This window comes from Amycolatopsis sp. TRM77291 (assembly GCF_054166285.1).
Map to the genome: position 1 here is coordinate 1,842,224 of NZ_JBSZHF010000001.1, position 21,269 is coordinate 1,863,492.

Sequence of the window (21,269 nt, forward strand, 5' to 3'; positions counted from 1 at the left end):
CCGACCACCACCCCCACGACGCCGACCACGACGCCGACCACGCCCACTACCACCACCCCCGGTGGCGGCGGGATCAAGTACGCGTTCGGCATCAAGGGACAGACCGCGCTGAAGTCGCTCGGCAGCACCGCGGCGATCAACGGTGGTTTCGACGCGGACGTGGACCTCGCGTCGAAGACGTTCACCGGTGACCTGAAGCTCGACCCGTCGTCCACCCAGTTCAAGCTGTTCGGGTTCATCGACGGCCGTTCCGAGATCAAGGTCGAGCAGGTCGGCAAGCAGACCGGTGAACTCGTCGGCACCGGGTTCAAGGCGCACATCAAGTTCAACGTGTTCCTGCCGAGCGTGCAGATCTTCGGGATCCCGATCAGCAACGACCCGAAGTGCGGCACGGTCAGCCCGTCCACCAGCGAGATGACCACCGGTCCGGACTTCGACCTGCTCAAGGGCGGGAAGCTCACCGGTACCTACTCGCTGTCCGCCCTGCAGAACTGCGGTCAGCTGAACGACTGGGTCAGCGCGTTCGCCAAGAGCGACGGCAACACGCTCGATCTGAACCTCACCAAGAAGTAAGTCAGGCAGCCGGTCCCCGTCGCGTTCCGTGACGGGGACCGGTGCCGTTTCCGAGCCGTCCAGGAAGGCGACCATGCCCCTTCGCATCAACGTCCGGATGCTGCTCGCGGCGGGCCTCGTCGTGCTGATCACCGCCGGCTGCCTGCTGTTCGTCGCCGTCCGCAGCGCGGCGGCCGGTACGCCCGTCGACAAGAAACTGTCGTTCACCTGCCCGTTCCCGCTGATCGGGCTGCAGAAGCTCGACGTCGACATCAAGGCCGACTTCGAGGTGCCGACGGCGCCCGGCGGCACGCTCACCACGTCCGGGCTGACCATCACCGTGACCGTGCCGGACAAGGCGGCGCGCGGGCTCAACCTCGTCGGTGCCGCCACCATCGAGGGCACCGCGGCGGCCGGCGTGACACTGGTCAACGGCGACGCGAACCCGCTTCCCGTGCGCATCCCGCTGAACGTCGCCAAGACCGACATCCCGCCATCAGGCACGTTCAGCCCCGTGGCGACCGGCTCCGTGCCCACCATCACGCTGGCGAAACCGGGCAAGACGACGCTGACCGTCGGCGACTTCACCACGCGCCTCACCCCGAAGAAGCCCGATGGCTCCTTCACCGGGCTCGGCTCCTTCACCTCGGACTGCACGCTCGACCCCGGCCAGGATCCGGTCCTGCTGTCCTTCGAACTCGGCGACAAGCCGTCGGGGCATCGGTTCGCGATCGCCGGGAAGACGGGCGTCAAGGCACTCGGTGCCGACGCGCCGCTGACCGGCACCTTCGAACTGAGCCCGACCGCGGCGACGGTGTTCAGCGGCGGCCCGGTGTTCGACAAGGCGCACACCGACTTCCGGCTCTTCGGCTTCCTGCCGGGCTCGGCCGATCTGGAGTTCGTCGCCGACGGACCCCAGGGCGGCGACCTCGCCGGGACCGGTTTCGTCGCGCGATCGCGGTTCACCACCGTCCTCCCGCTGGTGACGCTCGTCGGCATGCCGGTCAGCACCGGGCCGGGTTGCCGGACGTCGGCTCCGTCGACGGCGGAACTGCGCACCGGCGACGGTTTCACCATGGCGAAGGGCGGTGCGCTGCGCGGCACCTACTTGCTGGCGCCACTGACCGGCTGCGGCGCTTTCACCTCCTACGTGAGCTCCCTGGTCCAGGGGGACGGCAACACCTTCGACCTCACGCTGACCCCGCGCCAGGCCTGATGCTCGCGTGGTCGTGAGTGGCGATTCGGGTTCTAACCCGAATTCGGGTTCTAACCCGAATCGCCACTCACGACCAGCTGTACCGAAGCCTGACTTGGGCACCTGTTTCCACCACCACCGCAGTAGTCGGCCCGGCGGCCGCCCCGGTTCCCGGCGGCGGTAATCTGCCTCGCGACACGACCCGGACACCTGTTCCGCCACCGAGGAACCACTGGTGAATCCTGGGAGTGCCACGAAATGACGATTTCCGCGCCGGAGGCCGCCGTCCGCACGGTGGAACTGACCGTGTCGGGGATGACCTGCGCCGCTTGTTCGGCGCGGGTGGAACGCACGCTGAACAAGCTGGACGGCGTCCGCGCGTCGGTGAACTACGCGACCGAGCGCGCCACCGTGCAGGTGCCCGAAGCGCTGGACGACGACGTCCTCATCGAGCGGGTCCGCAAATCCGGCTACACGGCGGAAATCCGCGGCGAGGAGGATCCGGACATCGGCTTCGCCCGGGTCCGGGATCTCCGGCGACGGCTGGTCGTCGCCGCGTTGCTGGCGATCCCACTGGGGAACCTCTCGATCACTCTCGCACTGGTGCCGCGGCTGCGGTTTCCCGGCTGGGAACTGCTGTGCCTCGCCTTGGCCGTTCCGGTCGTGTTCTGGTCCGCGCTGCCGTTCCACCGCGCCACGCTGCGGAACCTCCGTCATCGGTCGTCCAGTATGGACACCTTGGTGTCGCTGGGCGTGCTCTCGTCGTTCGCGTGGTCGGCGTGGTCCGCCTTCGCGGGCGGCACGGAGCCCGGGTACTGGATCGGCTTCGGCCCGACGGCGGCCGGCGCCGACGCGATCTACCTCGACGTCGCCGCCGGGGTGACCACCTTCCTGCTGGCCGGCCGGTATTTCGAGAGCCGGTCCAGGCGCAGCGCCGCCGGGCTCCTGGCCGCGCTGGACGCCTTGGCCGCCAAGGACGCCCGGGTGCTGCGGGACGGCGTCGAGCGGATGGTCCCGGTCGGCGAACTGGCCGTCGGCGACCTGTTCGTGGTCAAGCCGGGCGAGTCGATCGCCGCCGACGGAATTGTCCACAACGGACTGTCCACTGTGGATGTCAGCGCGGTGACCGGAGAGCCGGTGCCCGCGGAGGTCGCCACCGGCGACCGGGTCATCGGCGCTTCGGTGAACCGGGACGGCAGGCTCGTCGTCCGCGCGACCGCGGTCGGCACGCATACCCAGCTGGCCCAGATGACCGCGCTGGCCGAACGCGCGCAGGCCCGCAAGGCCGCGGTGCAACGTCTGGTCGACCGGATCTGCGCGGTGTTCGTCCCCGCCGTGCTCGGCGTGGCCGCGGTGACGCTCGCGGCCTGGCTGCTCGGCGGGGCACCCGCTCGCGAAGGGTTCGCGGCGGCCGTCGCCGTCCTCATCATCGCCTGCCCGTGCGCGCTCGGGCTGGCGACACCGACCGCGCTCATGGCGGGCGTCGGCCGAGGTGCTCAGCTCGGCATCCTCATCAAGGGGCCGGACGCGCTCGAGGCGAGCCGCACGGTGGACACCGTCGTGCTGGACAAGACCGGCACCGTCACCACCGGGAAGATGACCGTCACCGCGTGCCGTCCCGCCGACGGGTTCACCCGCGGCGAGCTCCTGCGGTTCGCCGGGGCCGTGGAGGCCGGTTCGGAGCACGCGATCGCGGCGGCCGTGGTGACCGCGGCGCGGGCGGAACTGCCGGACCTTCCCCCGGTCGAAGGGTTCGGCGCGCTGCCGGGGCTCGGTGCGAAGGGCGAGGTCGAGGGGCAGGAGGTCCTGGTCGGGAACGCGCGCTTGTTCGCCGGACGCGGGATCGCCGTCCCCGACGACTTCACGGCGGAGGACGGCACCACGGCGATCCTCGTCGCGGTCGACGGCGGGCTCGCCGGGCGGCTGGCGATCCGGGACGTCGTGAAGCCGTCGGCGCGGGCGGCCGTCGAGGCTCTCCACGCGCTCGGCCTGCGGACCGTGCTCCTGACCGGCGATAACGAAGCCGCTGCCCGCGTGGTCGCGGACGAGATCGGCGTCTCCGACGTGCGTGCCGGAGTGCTGCCCGCGGAGAAGGCCGCGGTCATCGAGGAGCTGCGGGCCGGGGGAGCGCGGGTCGCGATGGTCGGCGACGGGATCAACGACGGCCCGGCGCTGGCCACCGCGGATCTCGGCATGGCGATGGCGCAGGGCAGCGACATCGCGGTGCGCTCGGCCGACATGGTGCTGGTCCGCGAAGACCTGCGCGTGGTCCCCGACGCCATCCGGCTCGCCGACCGCACCCTGCGGATCATCCGCGGGAACCTGGCCTGGGCGTTCGGCTACAACGTCGCCGCGATCCCGCTGGCCGCGCTCGGCCTGCTGAACCCGCTGATCGCCGGGGCGGCGATGTCGCTGTCCTCGGTCCTCGTCGTGTCCAACAGCCTCCGGCTCAAGGATTTCGGCCGGGCGGACCGACGCGCCGCGTGACACTTGCGGGTGGTTTTGTACCATCGCCCCTCGGAACAAGGGGGCCTTCGTGAAGCCGTTGAACACCGGCGAACCCACCGGCGTGGGGCGGTACCGGGTGTTCGCCGCGCTCGGCGAGGGCGGGATGGGCCGGGTGCTGCTCGGGATCTCCGCCGACGGGCGCCTGGTCGCGATCAAGCAGGTCCACCCGGGTTTCGCGCACGATCCCGGCTTCCGCGAGCGGTTCCGCCGGGAGGTCGAAACCTCTCGCCTGGTGTCCGGCGCGTACACCGCACCGGTCATGGACGCCGATCCGAACGCGCCGACACCGTGGCTGGCGTCGGTGTTCGTGCCCGGCCCGGCGCTGTCGGAGGCGGTCTCCGCCGCCGGGTCGCTGCCGCCGATGGCCGTCCGCCACCTCGCCGCCGGGCTCGCGCTGGCGCTGGGCGACATCCATCGTGCCGGGCTGATCCACCGCGATCTGAAGCCCAGCAACGTCATCCTCACCGGTGACGGACCCAGGGTGATCGACTTCGGGATCGCGCGCGCCGTCGAAGGCGACTCCGAGCTCACGCACACCGGCGCCGTCATCGGTTCGCCCGGCTTCATGTCCCCGGAACAGGCCGAGGGGAAGCCGCTGACCCCGGCGAGCGACATGTTCTCGTTCGGCGCGCTGCTGGTGATGGCCGCGACCGGACGCGGACCCTTCACCGGGACGTCCACTCCGCACACGTTGTACAACGTCGTGCACCTCCAGCCCGACCTGCGGCAGCTGGCGCCGGAGCTGCGGCGGATCGTCGAGCCGTGCCTGGCGAAGAACCCGGCCGACCGGCCGTCACCCGCCTGGGTGCTGGAGCGGCTCGGCCCGGTCCCGCCGACGACCAGCCCGTGGCCGCCGGTGGTGTCGCAGCTCATCGAGGCACAGCAGGCCGAGGTCCGGCGGCTGCTGAACCCGCCGCCGCCGAAGCGATCCCGGCGCGGCCTCTACGCGGGACTGGCCGCGGCCGGCGTGGTGCTGCTGGCCGGCGGCACCGTCGCGGCGGTCTCGCTCTCCGGGGACGACCCGCCGCCGGCCGCCATCGCGCCGAGTTCGCCGCCGCAGCCGGACGAACCGGTCGCCACCCCGGTCAACCAGGACCCGCTCGGCCCGGACAACCTGCGCCGCGTCGACCTGTGCAAGGTGCTCGCGGGCCGGGACGTGCCCGGGTTCGGCAAGCTGAGCACGGAGATCGACATCCAGTTCGACTCGTGCACGTACGCCTCGCCCGCGGGTAAATGGCTGGAGCTGAGCGTCGGCGGCGACCTGGTCGACGGCGAAGCCGGTGGCGAGTTGGAAGGGCTTCCGCTGCGTATCAAGGGTTCCGAGGACGCGTGCGCGGTCGCCGTCCCGGTCAGCGGCCTGCCGAACACCAAGCTCAGCGTCGACGTCAACTCGATGTCCACAAAGGATCAGGCGTGCTCGGTGGTGAAGGCGGCGCTCGCCGACGCGGTCAAGCGGATCCGCGCCGGAGGTCACGAGCGCGAACTCCCGGCGGGCACCCTGGCTCCGCTGGATCCGTGCGCGCTGCTCGGCCCCGCGACCACGGACCGGCTGATCGGGCCGGTCGTCGAAACGATCCGCGAACACCTGCACCAATGCCGGTACGACGCCGCGGGCAATGTCCGCCTGAGTTTCGTGCGCGCGTACCCGCCCGCGCAATCGAAGGACTCGTACTACACGGAGGTCGCCACCCTGGATCTCGGCGGTGCCAAGGTGTACCTGGCCAAGGTGGACGACGGCATCGCGCGGTCCACCTGCTCGCTGACCTGGCAGCATCGGTCCGTCAGCGAACGCGACGGGGAGAACGTCGAGCTGACGGTCGGGACCAGTGGTACCAAGATGACCGCCGACGAAGCCTGCGAAAAGGCGAAGGGCTTCGCCGGGGCGCTGCTGCCGAAACTTCCGAAACCCTAGGGCTGGCCAGTGAAACCGTTGAACCCCGGGGAACCCCGGCAGATCGGCCCGTACCGGATCGTCGCCGAGCTCGGTGAAGGCGGGATGGGCCGGGTCGTGCTCGGCCTCGCCCCGGACGGCAGGCTCGTCGCCGTCAAACAGCTGCACGCGCAGTTCGCGCACGATCCCCGCTTCCGTGAACGGTTCCGGCGCGAGGTGGCCACGTCGCGGCTGGTCTCCGGCGCCTACACGGCCGCCGTCATGGACGCCGACGCGGAAGCGGAAACCCCGTGGCTCGCCTCGGTCTTCGTCACCGGACCGTCCCTGAAGGAGGCCGTGGACGGTGCCGGGCCGCTGCCCGTCGAGTCGGTGCGGCTGCTGGCGTCCGGGCTCGCCGCGGCGCTGACCGAGATCCACCGTGCCGGGCTGATCCACCGGGATCTCAAGCCCAGCAACATCATCCTGACGAGTGACGGACCCAGGGTGATCGACTTCGGCATCGCGCGGGTGGCGGAGGACGCGCAGGAGCTCACCGGGACCGGCGCGATCATCGGGTCGCCCGCGTTCATGTCCCCGGAACAGGCGGGCAGCGGGCGGATCACCGGCGCGAGCGACGTGTTCTCGCTCGGCGCGATCCTGGTCATGGCCGCGACCGGACGCGGCCCCTTCACCGGGCCGACCGCACCGCAGACGCTGTATAACGTCGTGCACGCCGCGGCGGATTTCAGCGACGTCCCGGACGAGGTCCGGCGGATCGCCGAGCCCTGTTTGGCCAAGGACCCCGCGCGACGGCCGACTCCGGAACAGATCCTGGACTTCCTCGGCCCGGTGCCGCCGGGCGCGGCGCCCTGGCCGCCCGCCGTGCACGCCCGGATCCAGCGGCAGGACGCCGAAGTACGCTCGGTGCTGGCCCTGCCCCTGCCGATCTGGCGTCCGCCGCCCAAGAAGATGGCGCCGCGGACGAAGAAGATCCTGTTCGGCTCGCTCGCCGCGGTCGTCCTGCTCGTCGTCGCCGGGATGGTCGCGCTCGGCCTCGTCGTCGCCGAGCACGCCAAACCCGAGAACTCCGGGACGACCTCGCTGTCGGCGAACGAGGCGCTCGGCGCGGAACGCCTGCGCCTGGTGGATCCGTGCAAGGTGCTCGCGGGCCGGTTCGTGCAAGAGTTCGGCACCCTCAAACCGGAGACGGGCCCGATCTACCCGGCTCGCTGCAAGTACACCGGTCTTAAGGGCGTCACCTTCGAACTCCGGCTCGGCGAAGGCGTGTCCACCAGCAGTCTCGAACGGACCGACCGCACGGCGGAGGGGTTTCCGTTGCTGCGCAGCACGATCAGTGGCGGATGCGACTCGGTCGCCCAGTTGCCGGCGGACCGGCGGCTCGGCGTCGTCGTCTCCCATCCCGGCCGCGAGGGTGATCCCTGCAAGGCCGCCGACGACATGCTGACCGCCGCGCTCACCCGGCTGCGCACGCATGAGGTCGACCGCGCGGGTGATCCGGCGAGCCTTCTCCCGCTCGATCCGTGCACGATCGCCGATCCGGCGGTGCTCGCCAAGACCATGCCCAACGCGCAGCCGGCCCCGCGGACGCTGCGGATCTGCGAGTGGCTGGGCGGCGGGGAGACCCTGACCATCGAATTGCAGCGAGGTTCCTACGCGCCGGAGGGTTCGCCGGTCGACCTCGGCGGCGGTGTCACCGGCGACATGCGGGAGTTCGGCGGCTCGAACTGCGCCGTCACCTGGCGGCATCGCCCGCTGCCGGACCGCGAAGCCGAACACGTCGCCGTCCGGCTGCTGGGGCGCGAGGGGAGCGGAAGCCCTTGCGACCGGGCGAAGGAGATCGCGGCCTCGGTCGCTTCGAGGCTGCCGAAACCCTGAGCTTTCGCGGAGGGGGAACCCCTGTGACGGCCCGGAAACGGGGTCCGCTAAGCTATCGCCAGTACGAACGACACACACCACGCGCGTTTAGCTCAGCGGGAGAGCGCTTCCCTGACACGGAAGAGGTCACTGGTTCAATCCCAGTATCGCGCACCAGGTTCGCTTCCCCGGCGGACCGGAGTTCGTACCGCGGGCGATTAGCTCAGGGGGAGAGCGCTTCGTTCACACCGAAGAGGTCACTGGTTCGATCCCAGTATCGCCCACCGCAGTGAAGGCCCCACCCGGCGAGGGTGGGGCCTTTTCGCGTCTCTGGCGCGCGGGGGTGTCGCGAAAGCCACTTTCGGGACATCAGACGTCCCGAATTCGGGACATCAGACGTCCCGAAAGTGGCTTTCGCGACAGGATCCGCCAGGCGGCCGTAACCCTTTCCTCAAGCGGGCAACGAGCCCGGAAGCCTCAGCGCCTCGATCATCGGCGTGAGCGTGTCCATGGTCGCGGCGAGGTCGGCCTTCGGGTCGGGGGAGTGGGCGAGCCAGACGGCTGCCTCGTTCATCGCGCCGGAAAGCAGGCGTACCAACGGTTCGACAGGCCGTTTCGCCAGGACACCGTCGGTCATCAGGCCGGTCAGTGCTTCGGCGAGGTGCCGGGCGGACGACTCCGCGTCCAGTTCACGCCAATCCTGCCAGCCGACCACCGATGGGCCGTCCAGCAACATGATCTGCTGGGTCTCCGGATCGGTCGCCGCGGCGAGGAACGCGCGGCAGCCGGCGAGCAGCCCGGCCCACGAGTCCGGCGCGGCGTCCGCTGCTCGCGCGATCTGCTCGCCGACGTCGTGCTGTACGACGCCGAGCACGTGCCGGAACAGGTCCGCCTTGCTGCTGAAGTGGTGGTAGAGCGCGCCTTTGCTCACGCCCGCGGTCTGCGCGATGGTCTCCAGCCCGACCTTGCCGTACCCGTGTTCGGCGAACAGCCGCCGGGCGGTGGTGGTCAGCGCCTCCATCGTCTCTTCGCGTTGCTGCTGTTTCGTGCGGGTCATGGCCCGCATCTTGACATACCGACCGTCGGTTGGCTAATTTCGAAGAAACAAACCGACGGTCGGTATTGTTCGCGAGCAAGGTGGCCACATGCGTCTGACCAGCTTCTATCCCGTCCTTATGACCGAGAAGATCGCCGAGACACGGGACTTCTACTGCCGCCACTTCGGCTTCGAGCCCACGTTCGAAGCCGACTGGTACGTCAGCCTCAAACGCGGCGCATGGGAGCTGGCGATCCTCGCGCCCGGGCACGAGACCATTCCCGCCGGGGCGGGCAAACCCGTGCAGGGACTGTTGCTGAACTTCGAGGTCGAAGACGTCGACGCCGAGCACCGGCGGCTGATCGAGAAGGCGGGCCTGCCCGAGGCGCTTTCCCTGCGCAGCGAGGACTTCGGGCAGCGGCACTTCATCGTCGCCGACCCCAACGGCGTGCTGATCGACGTGATCCAGGAGATCCCGCCGACCGGGGAGTTCGCCGGGCAGTTCACCGACGAGGCCCGCCCGAGCTGAGGAGTACCGCCACCACGAACAGTCCACAAGCGACGGCCGCCGACACCTGCAACCCTGTGGTGCAGGCGGCCTTCGCCGCATCGAGCAATTCGTCGGCTAATCGCGAGGAGAGACCCGACGCGGCCGCCTCCGCCTGGGCCGGGCCCGACAGGGCGAGCACCCGCGCCGGTTCCGGCACGCCGGAAGGGACGGCCAAGTGCCCCGCGTACACCGCGGCGGCCAGGGAACCGAACACCGTCGTCCCGAAGCCGGCGCCCAGTTCGTAGCCCGTCTTCTCGACCGCGGCAGCGCCGCCCGCCTGGTCCGCAGAGGTCGCCGAGAGCAGGGTGTCGGTGCTCGACGTGAGCGCGAGCGCCATCCCGAGGCCCAGCCCGGTCAGCCCCACGCCCAGGAGGACCGGCGACGTGAGCGCGGCCGATCCCGCCGCAGGGACCAGCAATGACACCGCCGCGACGGCGAACCCGGCCGTGCGGACCCGCGCGTTGCCGAAGCGGCCCAGCAATGAAGGGGTCACGACACTGCCGACCGCCGAAGCGCCCAGCACCAGGAGCAACCGGCTCGCCGCCGCGGTGGGCGAAAGCCCGAGCACCACCTGCAGGTACTGGGCGAACAGCAGGCCGAGCCCGACCAGCGTGCTCATCACCAGCAGCACCCCGCCCACCGCGGCCCGTACGCCCGGCCGCCGGAAGAGGGTGAGGTCCAGCAGCGGCGGATCGGTCCGCCGCTGGCGGCGCAGGAACAGTCCGATGAGGACACATCCGGTCGCGCCCGAGGCGACGGCCGTGGTCCAGGAGCCCGGATGCCCGACGGCGAAAGCGATCCCGAGGACACCGCCCGCGGCGAGGGCGGCGCTGAGGGCGTCCCACGGACCACGGCCCGGCGGATTTCGCGGGAGCCACCACAGCGCCAGCACCACCGCCGCCAGGATCACCGGCGGATTCAGCAGGAACGTCGCCCGCCAGCCCCACGCCTCGACGAGCACTCCGCCCAGGATCGGCCCGAACACCGACCCGGTGCCCGCGATCCCGCTGCACACCGCGATCGCCGTGCGCCGATGCCGCTGCTCCGGGAACAGTTCGCGCAGCAGCGACATCGTCACCGGCATGATCATCGCGCCGCCACAGCCGAGCAACGCGCGGAACGCCAGCAGTGCCGGGACGTTCGGCGCGAAAGCGCAGCCGAGCGACGCGATCCCGAACACGACGTACCCGGCGACCAGCACACGCCGCCGTCCGTACCGGTCACCGAGGGTGCCGAACGGCAGCAGCAGCGGCGCGGCGGTCAGCGGGTAGATCGCCACGATCCACACCTGAGCCGACGCGCCGGGCCGCAGCTGCCGGACGAGGTCGGGCAACGCGACGTGCAGCACGGTCGCGTCGACCGCCACGAGGAAGAGCCCGGCGCCGAGTACCGCCAGCAGCGGCCAGGCGCGGTCGACCGCTCGCTCGGCCCGGGCCGTGGTCACAGGAGTCCCGTCAGATGCCTCGCCACGACATCGACGCAGGGCGGGTCGACGACCGACAGGTGATGCGCCTCGACCGGCACGATCTCCAGCCCCGGGCACAGCTCCGCCCAGCCCGCCGCGAGGTCGGTGCGCGAATACCGGGGTTCCATCGCCAGGCCTGCCGCGTACTGCTCGGTCGCCCGGTAGAGCACGACCCGTCCGTCGTAACGGCGCGGCGTACCGCGTTCGGCCGCGAGTGTGTCCAAAAAGGACTGTCGCTGGTGCCGGAGCACGCCGGGGCTGAGCAGGCCTGCCTCGGCGACGCGCCGCATGGTCAGCTCGATCTGTTCCTCTTCGGGAAGCGGAGCCAGCTCCTCGTGGCCGAGCCGGACTTCGCGGCCGTAGGTCCCTTCGACGTAGCCGGTGAACCGCAGGAACCGTCGGGCGGACGACGCCCTCGGGTCGAGGTCCGGCTCCGGAAGCGGGAGCATGGTGTCGATCAGCGCGACGAACTCGACCTCTTCACCCTCTTCGGCGAGCCGCGCGGCGACGCCGTAGGCCAGCGCCCCGCCGAACGACCAGCCCGCCAGCCGGTACGGCCGGTCGCGACGCTGCGCCCGCACCAACGGCAGCAAGTGCTCGACCCGGTCTTCGATGCTGACCCCGGGAACGCGTTCGAACCCGACGCATGGCACCGAGGTGGGCAGCCGCTCCAGCAACGGCCGGTACACGGTGCAGGTGCTGCCCCCGGGGTGGAACAGCAGCAGCGGCGCGACTCCCGCTTCGCCGGGGGTGAGGACGTTGCAGGTGCTGCCCCCGGGGTGGAACAGCAGCAGCGGCGCGACTCCCGCTTCGCCGGGGGTGAGGACGTGCACCGGCCCCCGCTCCTCCCGTGTGTCGAGGATGGCGCGGGCGACGTCGGCGATGGCCGCGAGCGAATCGTGCCGCCGGAGTTCGGCGGCGGTGACCGGGCTGGCGAGTTCGGTGCTGAGCCCCTGGGCGAGCAGTTCGGCCAGCCGGTCGGGTGTGCCGGTCTCGGTCAGCCGAACATGCGTGCCGGTCGCTTCGGTCCCCGTGTGCTCCTGCCACAGACGCAGGACGAGGCGATCCGCCGCGTCCCAGGCGCGACCTCGGGACGGCAGTGGTTCCTCGTTTTCCCGGGGTGCGAGATCACGGCTGAGGTCGGCGAGGGTGGCGCCGCGGAGCACGCTGACCGCGTCGGGTTCCGTACCGAACTCGCGGCGAACGGCTTCGGAGATCCGGTTCGCCATCAGGGAATCCAGTCCGAGCTCCACCAGCGGGACGTCGGCGTCGAGCCGATCGGGACGCAACCCCATGACGGCGGCGACGATCTCGGTCAACCGGTCGCCTCCGGCGGTCCGCGCCGGTTCGGGTTCCGGCGTGCGTGCCGCGAACGACGGCGGTGCTTCGGCGGTGGTGTACCAATGGCGTTCGTGCCGCCACGGCATCGGCGGGACGTCGACCAGCCGGGCACCGTCGTCCGGATCGGCGGTGGTGATCCGGGTGCCCGCGCAGTACAACTCGGCCGCGGCGGCGCCCAGTGTGCGGACTTCGTCCTGCCCCCGGCGCAGCGTTCCCGTGACGACGGCGTCGTCGATCCCCTCGGCTTCGAGGGTCCTCACCACCGAGCCCCGCAGGATCGGATGCGGCGACACCTCCAGGAAGACGCGGTGCCCGTCCGCGGCGGCGGACGCCACCGCTTGCCGGAACCGCACGGGACGGCGCAGGTGAGCGGCCCAGTACCCGGCGTCGAAGTCCGGCAGTTCCCGCGGATCGGCGAGAACCGTGTCGTACCAAGGCACCGTCGGACGGCGGCCGCCCAGTTCGGCGAGTGCCTCCCGGAGCGCGGGCAGCACCGGATCGACGCGGGCGGAGTGCCCGGCGACCTCGACCGGCAGTCGCCGCGCGGTCAGTCCGGCGGCTTCCAGTTCCGCGACGAGGAGATCGAGCACGGTCGCGTCCCCGGCCACGGTCAGCTGCCCCGGCGCGGATTCGACGGCGAGTTCGATGTCGGGGTACAGATCCAGTTCCTCCGGCGCCAGTTCGACCGCCGCCATCGCGCCGCCCGGGCCGAGGGTGCCCAGGAGCCGGGCACGGGTCGCGACCAGGTGGACGGCCTCGTCGGGGGTGAGCACGCCGCTGACCACAGCGGCGGCCGCGGAGCCGAGCGAGTGCCCGACGACGGCCGATGGCCGGACTCCGAGAGCCTCCCACTGCGCGGCCAGCGCGACCTGCGTCCCGAAGATGGCCGTCTGGGTTTCGGGCAGGGACAGCGGTTCCGTGCTGGTGAGCAGTGCGCGGAGCGAGCGGCCGGTGTGCTCGGTGAACAGGTCGTGCAGCTTGTCGACCTGCGCGGCGAACGCGGGTTCGGCGCGCAAGAGCCCTTGCCCCATCCCCGGCCACTGCGAGCCGTGCCCGGAGAACACGAAGACCGGGCCGTCGCCGCTCACGGCGGTACCGGTGACGGCGCCCGCGGGAAGCGGATCGGCGCCGGAACCGACGGCGCGCAGCAGTTCCGCCAGTTCGCCGGTGTCGCCCGCGACGACGGCGGCGCGGTGTGGTCCGCCGTTGTCGCGCCGGGACAACGTATGGGTGATGTCGGCGAGGGACGGCGACGGCGTGGATTCCAGCCAGTCCGCCAGCTGAGCCGCGCGTTCGGTGAGCCGGTCGCGGGTGCGGGCGGACAGCAGCCCGATCCGGACGCCGGCGCGGTCCGGCACCGGTTCCAGGGGCGGCGCCTGTTCGAGGACGACGTGCGCGTTGGTCCCGCCGAAGCCGAACGCGGACACGCCGGCCGTGGCCCGGCCGGACCGGCGCGGCCACGGCGTCGGCTCGGTCACCACCTTCAGGCGCAGGTCGTCGAACGGGATATGCGGATTGGGCGCGGAGAAGTGGAGCTGGGGCGGCAGTTCGTCCCTGGTCATCGCGAGGACGACCTTGATCAGCCCGGCGATCCCCGCGGCCGCCTCCGCGTGCGCGATGTTCGTCTTCACCGAACCGATCAGCAGCGGAGCGTCGGCGGGGCGGTCCTTGCCGAGCACGGCGCCGAGCGAGCGCGCCTCGATCGGGTCGCCGAGCAAGGTGCCGGTGCCGTGCGCCTCGACGTAGTCCACAGTGGACGGATCGAGCCGGGCGCCGTGGTACGCCGTGCGCAGCATGTCCTGCTGGGCGATGGGATTCGGCGCCGCCATACCCTGTGACCGGCCGTCGGAGTTGACCGCGGTGGCGCGGATGACCGCCAGCACCCGGTCACCGTCGTACTCGGCGTCCGTCAGCCGTTTGAGCACGACGACGCCGCAGCCCTCGGCTCGCGCGATGCCGTCGGCCTCCGCGGCGAACGTCTTGCACCGCCCGTCCCCGGCGAGCAGGCCGGCGGCGGCGAACGCGGCGGTCGGCCCGGGCAGCAGCATGAGGTTCACCCCGCCCGCCAAGGCCAGATCCGCCTCGCCGTCACGCAGCGCGCGCACCGCGTGGTGCACCGCGACCAGCGACGACGAGCAGGCGGTGTCCACCGCCATGCTCGGCCCGCGCAGGTCGTAGACGTAGGAGAGCCGGTTGGCCGCGATACTCCCGGCGGCACCCGTCGCGGTCCAGAGGTCGACGTCGCCGCCCGCCATCGTGAGATGCCCGTAGTCGTGGGTCGAGATCCCGGTGAACACGCCGGTCCGGCTGCCGCGCAGCGAGGCAGGGGCGATCCCGGCGTGTTCGAGCGCGGCCCAGGCGACCTCCAGCAGCATCCGCTGTTGAGGGTCCATTGTGGACGATTCGCGCGGGGTGATGCCGAAGTGGTCGGCGTCGAAACCGGCCACGTCGTCGAGGAAGCCGCCCACGATCGGGGCCGCCTCGGCGTCCCACCGGCCAGGCGGCGCGGTCCGGACGGCGTCCCGTCCGCTGCGGAGCAGATCCCAGAACTCGTCGAGGCCGTCCGCGCCCGGCCAGCGGCAACCGAGGCCGACGACGGCGATCGGGTCGGTCCGGCGGCGGTCCGTTCCCGTCTGCTCCGGTTCGGGATCCGTGCCGCCGGTCAGCGAGCGGGCCAGGTGGTCGATGGTCGGGCTTTCCCACAGCAGGGTGGCCGGGAGCGGAGTGCCGAGCAGATCTTCGAGGTCGGCGGCGATACCGACGGCCTGACGGGAGGACAGGCCGTAGTCGCTGAGCGGGCGGTCGGCTTCGAGCCGGGCCGCGTCGACGCCGGTGTGCCCGGCAACGGTGTCGAGCAGCCAGCGGCGCAGCGCCGGGGCGTCGAACGTCGGGTTTCTCATCGCACCAAGGCCTTTCCGTAATCGCCGGCGAGGTAGCGGTCGCGGCAGGCGCTTCGCGCGATCTTCCCGCTGGAGGTCCGCGGGACCAGGCCCGCCGGGACGAGCACGACGTCACGCAGCGCGAGGCCGTGCGCGTCCGAAACGAGCCGCCGGATCGACGCTTCCAGCGCCCGTTCGTCCTCCGTGGTCAGCGTGCCGTGCCCGCGGTGCTCGGCGACGACGACCGCGGATTCGGTGTCGGTGCCTTCGACGGCGAACGCGGCGACACTGCCGGGGCGGATGTCGCGATCGGCCGAGGCCGCGGTCGCTTCGACGTCCTGCGGGTAGTGGTTGCGGCCGTCGACGATGAGCAGATCCTTGATCCGGCCCGCGATGTAGACCTCGCCGCCGTACCGGACACCGAGGTCACCGGTGCGCAGCCAGGGGCCCGTCGGCAGTTCCCCGTGGTCACCGGTCAGCCGGGCGCCGAAGGTTTCGGTGCTCTCCAAGGGCTTCTGCCAGTAGCCGGTGCCGACGTTGGGGCCGTGGACCCAGATCTCGCCGACCGCGCCGTCTTCGAGCGCGACACCGGTTCCCGGGTCGACCAGCGCGACGTGCTGTCCCACCGGGACACCGCAGGCGACCAGCCGGAGACCGGTTTCCGCCTGCCGGGCCGTTCCCGCGCCCAGCGCGGCGCGGTCGAACGTCGTCACCCGCGGAGGGACGCCGGGGCCGGTGGTGACGAAGACGGTGGCCTCGGCCAGTCCGTACGCGGGCCGAGTCTTGTCCGGGGTGTACCCGACTTCGGCGAAGGTGTCATGGAACCGGTCGAGCACTCCGGGGTTGATCGGTTCGGCGCCGTTGACGATCGCGGCGACGCGGTCGAGACGGAGCTTGGCGCGGTCCTCCTCCCGCACGCGGCTCGCGGCGTAGTGGAACGCGAAGTTGGGGGCGGCGCTCCAGCTCGCGTTGTGGTCACCGAGCAGCTCCAGCCAGCGCACCGGGCGCTCGATGAAGGCCAGCGGGTCCATCAGCACCGACCGCATGCCCATGGCCAGCGGCGTGATCAGGCCGAGGACGAGACCCATGTCGTGGAACAGCGGCAGCCACGAGACGGTGGTCCCCGACGGGTCGATGCCGAGGCCCCGCACCGCCTGGCCGACGTTGGCGAGGACGTTCGCGTGGGTCAGCACCACTCCTGCCGGGCTACGGGTCGAACCGGACGTGTACTGCAGGTACGCCACGTCGTCCGGTGCGGGTGCCGGGGCGGGCCAGGCGCGGACGGGCCCCGCCTTGTCGGCCGCGACGACAGTGACGTGATCGCCGCCGGGCAGGCCCGCCAGGAACTCGCGGACCGCGTCCTCGACCGCGGCGGTGGTGATCACCGCGGCGGGGGAGCAGTCGGTCAGCACCGCGGCGAGCCGTCCGGCATGCCCGGGCAGCCCCGGATCGAACAGCGGTACGGCGATCGCGCCCGCGGTGATCGCGCCGAGGAACGCGACGACGTAGTCGGCGCTCTGTGGGCACAGCACCGCCACCCGGTCACCGGGCCGGACGGGCAGCGCCGCCGCGACGGCGTCGACACGCTCCTGGAGTTGCTTCCAGCTCAGTGTCTTCCGCCGTCCGGCGCGATCGGACGAGAAGTCGGCGAAGGTCAGCGCGGGCCGGTCGCCGTCGGCGTCCGCCCAATGCCGGAGGCAGGCGGGGAGGGTGTTTCCGGGGGCCAGGGACATGACGTCTCCTCGGGTCGGGGGTCGGCGGGGTTGGTGCGGGGGATCAGCGGCCGAGCGGCCCTGCGGCGTGCCGCCAGGCGGCGACGGCGAGGGCGTCGAGATCGAGACCGGTCGTTCCGGCGTCACGAAGCACGACCAGTACGTCGTCGGCGGCGATGGCGACGGTGCGCAGACGCAGCCCAGGCAGCTCGGGGGGCTGGCCGGGAAGCGTCAGGAGTTGTTCGTAGGAAAGGGTTTTCGCGCCCGGGACGGCGGGAGCGGGGTGGACGGTGACGGTCGACACCGCGGTACCGGCCGCGTCGTCGACCGTCACCTTCGAGCACCGCCCGGCCTGCGCGGCCCACGCCGCCAGATCGGGCGGGTTCGTCGTGCGCGCGACGAGTTCGGAGACCTGGCCGCCGGGCACCGCGGACTGGAAGCCCTGGCCGGTGGCGCCGTCGCCGACCAGCCTGCCGTGGACGACGTCCTCGCATCCGCCGACGTCGACCCTGCCGCGTTTGCCGTCCGAAGTGGACAGAGCCGCCGCCACGTCGAAGCCGTCGCGCCCGGACGCGTCCGGGACGGTTTCCGGAGGCAGCAGGGCGGCGGGCGGAACAGCGGGCCCAGGTGGCGCGGGGGCAGCCTGAATCGATTCTCCGGAGGCGCCGGAAATGGTCACCACCGCGGCGGCGGATACGACGAGAGCGCGAATTCGGGCAGCCATGAATAGCCCTTTCGGAAGGGTCCTGATGGGGTCTGGTCCCTTCGGTGGGACGCGGGCGCCGGGTCGCGTCAGTGGACGCCGAACCCGGGCGGCACGACGAAGGCTACGACGGGAAATCGAATACCGGAAGGTGTCAAGAGAACGTAAATGTCCTTCGTGTACTTGGTGTGACCTGCGGCTTCGGGGATTTTCGCTGGTGCGCGACCAAGTTTGGTACCACCGTGCCACAGTCGCTCACTGTCCGTGAGTGCTGGGTCACCCTGATGGGGGATGCGGGCGCATTTCTTGTTTCCCTGGCATTCACATTGTCCTCCCGGATTGTGGGCAGGACAATTGCCGGGAAGGGGTCTGTCCGCTTAACGTGTCGCCACCTCCGATTTTCTTTCCCGGGTAATCGCCGTCACATTTTCGAATTCGATCGAACGATCGGGACAAAGGATTACGTATGCGCACTACTTCGAGGCGGCTGCGGGCCGTCGCGTCGCTGGCGGTCGCGGCGTGCTTGCTGCCGAGCGTCGTCGCGGCACCGGCGCGGGCCGAGAGCGGTGTCCCGGACGCCCGTGCCGACGACGGTTCGCACGTCGTCGCCCAGACCACTGTGGACGGTGACCCGCGGATGCTGGATCTCACCGTGCGCTCGGTCGGCGTCGGGAGCTATGCGATGGTCCGGCTGATCCTGCCGTCGCGGTGGGCCGCGGAACCGGACCGGAAGTGGCCCGCGGTGTACCTGCTCGCCGGGGAGACCCGCCTGCAGGACTACCGCGGCTGGACCGCCAACACCGACATCCGGAAGCTGGCCGACGATTCCGGCGCGCTGGTGGTGATGCCGGGTTCGGGTTCCGCCGGGTTCTTTTCCGACTGGTGGAATTACGGCAAGGACGTCGTGCTCAACCAGTGGGAGACGTTCACCGCGGTCGAGATCCCGCAGCTGATCGACCGCGGTTATCGAGGGGATGGGCGGCGGGTCGCGGCAGGGCTCTCCCTCGGCGGGTACGGCGCGGTGGAACTCGCCGCCCGGCGGCCCGGGGTGTTCCGCTTCGCCGGGTCGTTCAGCGGCAACCTCAACCCCACCGGCCCGTACGGCGAGCTGCTGACCAGCGCGATCGTCGCCTCGGCCCGGCAAGATCCCGAAGCGCTCTGGGGTGACCGGCGGCGCGAGTCGTCCCGATGGGACGCGCACGACCCGCTGGTGAACGCCGACCGCCTCCGCGGCACCGAGCTGTATCTGTCCACGGGCAACGGCCTGCCGGGGCCGTTCGACGGAAAGCTCCCGATCGACGTGCTGCCCGGCGCGATGCTGCTCGAATTCCTGTGCTCCGGCCAGACCACCGCGATGGCGGACCGGCTGAACCGGCTCGGCGTCCCGGTCATGACGGACTTCTACGGGCCGGGCACACACCACTGGGCGTACTGGCAGGACCAGTTGCACAAGACGTGGCCGAGAATGCTGCGGGCGCTTTCCGCGCCGGTGAAAGCGGGGGAGGCGTCGTGACCCGTCCATCCTTTGTGGTCACCGGGGCGTCGAGCGGGATCGGCCGGGCGTGTGTGGCCGAACTCGTGCGGCGGGGTGCCCACGTCTGGGCCGGCGTGCGCACCGACGCGGACGAAACGGACCTCGTGCGCACTTTCGGCGAAGCGGTCACCGTGCTGCGCATGGATCTCCGCGACGCGGCGTCGATCGCGGCGTGCGGTGAGAAGGTCGCGGCGGCGGGCCCGCTGCGCGGTCTGGTGAACAACGCGGGGATGGCCCGGCCGGGACCGCTGGAACACGTCCCGCTCGAGGATTTCCGGCAGCAGCTGGAGGTCAACGTCACCGGTCAGCTGGCCGTCACGCAGGCGATGCTGCCCGCGCTGCGCGCCGCGTCCGCCGCCAGGGTGGTGACGGTCGGGTCGATGGGCGGGCGGATCGCGGGGCCGATGGTCGGGCCGTATCACACGTCGAAGTTCGCCTTGGTCGGCTTGACCGACAGCCTGCGCGCCGAACTGGCGCCGTCCGGGATCGGCGTCGTCCTCGTCGAACCCGGTGCCGTCGCCACGTCGATCTGGCCGCGCGCCCGCGCCGCCGCCGAGGAGGTGCGCGCCGCCCTGCCGGAAGCCGCGCGGGAAAGGTATGCGGCGCAACTGGACGAGGCCGAACGCAGTGCGGAAAGGTCCGCGCGGAACGGTATCCCGCCCGAGCGGGCGGCACGGGTCGTGGTCCACGCGCTGACCGCCCGGCGGGTCGCGCCGCGGTACCTGGTGGGCAGGGACGCGCATATCGCGGCGGTTCTGGCGAGACTGCCGTTCCGCCTCCGCTACCGGTTGACGGCGGCGAAGCGATGACCCGGCTCGTCGTGATCGTCGCCCCGGGTTCCCGCGGCGACGTCCAGCCGTGCATCGCACTGGGACGTGGTCTCGACGGTGATCGCGTCCGGGTGCTGGCGGCCGAGCGCTTCCGGACGCTGGTGACCTCGCACGGCCTGGAGTTCGCGCCGCTTTCCGCCGACCCGGGCGAGATCCTCGGCTCGGACGGGGGACGCGAATGGACCGAGGGACGCACGCCCGCGGCCTTCCTGCGCGGGCTGCGTGGCGCGCTCGCCCCGGTGATGGAGCGTCTGCTCGCCGATGTCCGGCAAGGAGCGGCCGGTGCCGACCTCGTTCTCGCTCCGACGCTCGGCTTCCTCGGCGCGCACCTGGGTGCCTCGCTCGGCGTCCCCGACGTCGAGCTGCACTACCAGCCCAGCGTGCCGACGCGGGCGTTCGCGCATCCGCTGGCGCCGTGGGCCGCCAGGACCGGGCCGTGCGGCAGATGGCTGAGTTTCCACGCCGTCGACACCGTCGCGTGGCAGGTGCTGAGGCCGGAGGTGGACCGGTGGCGCGAGCGGTCACTGGGCCTGCCCGCGGCGGGCCTCCGTGGGCCGCGGCGATCGGGCACCCCCGTGCTGTGCGGTTTTTCCGACGCGGTCGTGCCGCGGCCGGCGGATTGGCCGTCGAGGGTGCACGTGACCGGGTACTGGTTTCTCGAGGCGCCCGCCGCGTGGCGGCCGGACCCGCGACTGCGGGACTTCCTCGCGTCCGGGCCGCCTCCGGTGTACGTCGGCTTCGGCAGCATGCGGCCGTCGGAGGCGGAGCGGACGTTCGCCGCCGTCCGCACCGCGCTGCGCCGGGCGAGGTTGCGCGGCCTGCTCGGTACCGATGCCGCGTCCGGCGATGATGACCTGCTGACGATCGGGGACGTCCCCCATGCGTGGTTGTTCCCGCGCACCGCGGCGGTCGTGCACCACGGCGGCGCGGGCACGACCGCGGCCGCGTTGCGCGCGGGCGTCCCTTCGCTGATCTTCCCGGTGTTCTCCGATCAGCCGTACTGGGGTGACCGGGTGTTCCGGCTCGGTGCGGGGCCGCGGCCATTGCCGCTGCGGGATCTCACGGCGGACTCGTTGACCGCGCGGCTGCTGGAACTGTCCGGCAACCTGCTGTTCCGGCGCGGCGCCCAGTACGTCGCCGGGCGGCTGCGGGAGGAGGACGGGGTGGCGCGGGCGCGTGACGTCCTGCGAGAAATGAGCTAAATCTATGCGTTTCGCAT

At 71.5% G+C, this 21,269-nt stretch carries 13 protein-coding genes, 2 tRNA genes and 1 pseudogene; 11 read left to right on the plus strand and 5 right to left on the minus strand.

The genetic code is table 11. From position 1 onward, the window contains the following. The 7 genes and pseudogenes from ACXIZN_RS08705 to ACXIZN_RS08735 all read left to right on the plus strand — a co-directional run. Nucleotides 1-573: pseudogene (locus tag ACXIZN_RS08705) on the plus strand (DUF6801 domain-containing protein); the annotation flags it as partial. A 73-nt stretch (nt 574-646) separates the two neighbouring features. Further along, nucleotides 647-1,768, plus strand: coding sequence for a DUF6801 domain-containing protein (locus ACXIZN_RS08710; protein WP_457953492.1), 1,122 nt, complete (start codon nt 647-649; stop codon nt 1,766-1,768). A 237-nt stretch (nt 1,769-2,005) separates the two neighbouring features. Next, nucleotides 2,006-4,234, plus strand: coding sequence for a heavy metal translocating P-type ATPase (locus ACXIZN_RS08715; RefSeq protein ID WP_457953494.1), 2,229 nt, complete (start codon nt 2,006-2,008; stop codon nt 4,232-4,234). 49 nt (nt 4,235-4,283) lie between these two features. Beyond that, nucleotides 4,284-6,167 (plus strand): protein kinase domain-containing protein, encoded by a 1,884-nt coding sequence (locus ACXIZN_RS08720; protein ID WP_457953496.1) that lies wholly within the window; start codon nt 4,284-4,286, stop codon nt 6,165-6,167. 9 nt (nt 6,168-6,176) lie between these two features. Beyond that, nucleotides 6,177-8,021 (plus strand): protein kinase domain-containing protein, encoded by a 1,845-nt coding sequence (locus ACXIZN_RS08725; protein WP_457953498.1) that lies wholly within the window; start codon nt 6,177-6,179, stop codon nt 8,019-8,021. An 81-nt stretch (nt 8,022-8,102) separates the two neighbouring features. Further along, nucleotides 8,103-8,177, plus strand: a tRNA-Val gene (locus ACXIZN_RS08730). Nucleotides 8,178-8,212: 35 nt separating this feature from the next. After that, nucleotides 8,213-8,284 (plus strand) — tRNA-Val (locus tag ACXIZN_RS08735). A 167-nt stretch (nt 8,285-8,451) separates the two neighbouring features. On the opposite strand, the gene ACXIZN_RS08740 is transcribed toward ACXIZN_RS08735, so the two are convergent. After that, nucleotides 8,452-9,057, minus strand: a complete 606-nt coding sequence (locus tag ACXIZN_RS08740) for a TetR/AcrR family transcriptional regulator (protein ID WP_457953500.1) — start codon at nt 9,055-9,057, stop codon at nt 8,452-8,454. Between the two features lie 88 nt (nt 9,058-9,145). Here ACXIZN_RS08740 and ACXIZN_RS08745 point away from each other — a divergent pair, with 88 nt between their 5' ends. After that, nucleotides 9,146-9,565, plus strand: a complete 420-nt coding sequence (locus ACXIZN_RS08745) for a VOC family protein (protein WP_457953502.1) — start codon at nt 9,146-9,148, stop codon at nt 9,563-9,565. Here the strand turns inward: ACXIZN_RS08745 and ACXIZN_RS08750 are convergent. From ACXIZN_RS08750 to ACXIZN_RS08765, 4 genes are read right to left on the minus strand one after another with little or no spacing between them, the layout of a single operon-like run. After that, nucleotides 9,540-11,030 (minus strand): MFS transporter, encoded by a 1,491-nt coding sequence (locus ACXIZN_RS08750; protein WP_457953504.1) that lies wholly within the window; start codon nt 11,028-11,030, stop codon nt 9,540-9,542. The two genes, ACXIZN_RS08745 and ACXIZN_RS08750, sit on opposite strands and share 26 nt — an antisense overlap. After that, a complete protein-coding gene (locus ACXIZN_RS08755) occupies nt 11,027-15,292 on the minus strand; it encodes a beta-ketoacyl synthase N-terminal-like domain-containing protein (protein ID WP_457953506.1) in 4,266 nt (1,421 codons plus the stop codon). The genes ACXIZN_RS08750 and ACXIZN_RS08755 overlap by 4 nt, the downstream gene beginning before the upstream one ends. Beyond that, nucleotides 15,289-17,004 carry a fatty acyl-AMP ligase gene (locus tag ACXIZN_RS08760; RefSeq protein ID WP_457953508.1) on the minus strand — a complete coding sequence of 572 codons (1,716 nt, stop codon included), beginning with the start codon at nt 17,002-17,004 and terminating at the stop codon, nt 15,289-15,291. The genes ACXIZN_RS08755 and ACXIZN_RS08760 overlap by 4 nt, the downstream gene beginning before the upstream one ends. A gap of 43 nt (nt 17,005-17,047) precedes the next feature. Then, complete coding sequence (locus ACXIZN_RS08765) at nt 17,048-17,707, minus strand: hypothetical protein (protein WP_457953510.1); 660 nt, start codon at nt 17,705-17,707, stop codon at nt 17,048-17,050. Nucleotides 17,708-18,152: 445 nt separating this feature from the next. On the opposite strand from ACXIZN_RS08765, the gene ACXIZN_RS08770 reads away from it, so the two are divergent. Genes ACXIZN_RS08770 through ACXIZN_RS08780 form a run of 3 tightly spaced genes read left to right on the plus strand, consistent with a single transcriptional unit; the run spans nt 18,153 to nt 21,252 of the window. Continuing rightward, the gene (locus tag ACXIZN_RS08770) at nt 18,153-19,199 is read left to right on the plus strand and encodes an alpha/beta hydrolase (protein WP_457953512.1); all 1,047 of its coding nucleotides are present in this window, start codon (nt 18,153-18,155) and stop codon (nt 19,197-19,199) included. After that, nucleotides 19,196-20,029, plus strand: a complete 834-nt coding sequence (locus tag ACXIZN_RS08775; RefSeq protein ID WP_457953513.1) for an SDR family NAD(P)-dependent oxidoreductase — start codon at nt 19,196-19,198, stop codon at nt 20,027-20,029. Before ACXIZN_RS08770 ends, ACXIZN_RS08775 begins: the two co-directional genes overlap by 4 nt. Further along, nucleotides 20,026-21,252, plus strand: a complete 1,227-nt coding sequence (locus ACXIZN_RS08780; RefSeq protein WP_457953515.1) for a glycosyltransferase — start codon at nt 20,026-20,028, stop codon at nt 21,250-21,252. The genes ACXIZN_RS08775 and ACXIZN_RS08780 overlap by 4 nt, the downstream gene beginning before the upstream one ends. Nucleotides 21,253-21,269 lie beyond the last annotated feature (17 nt).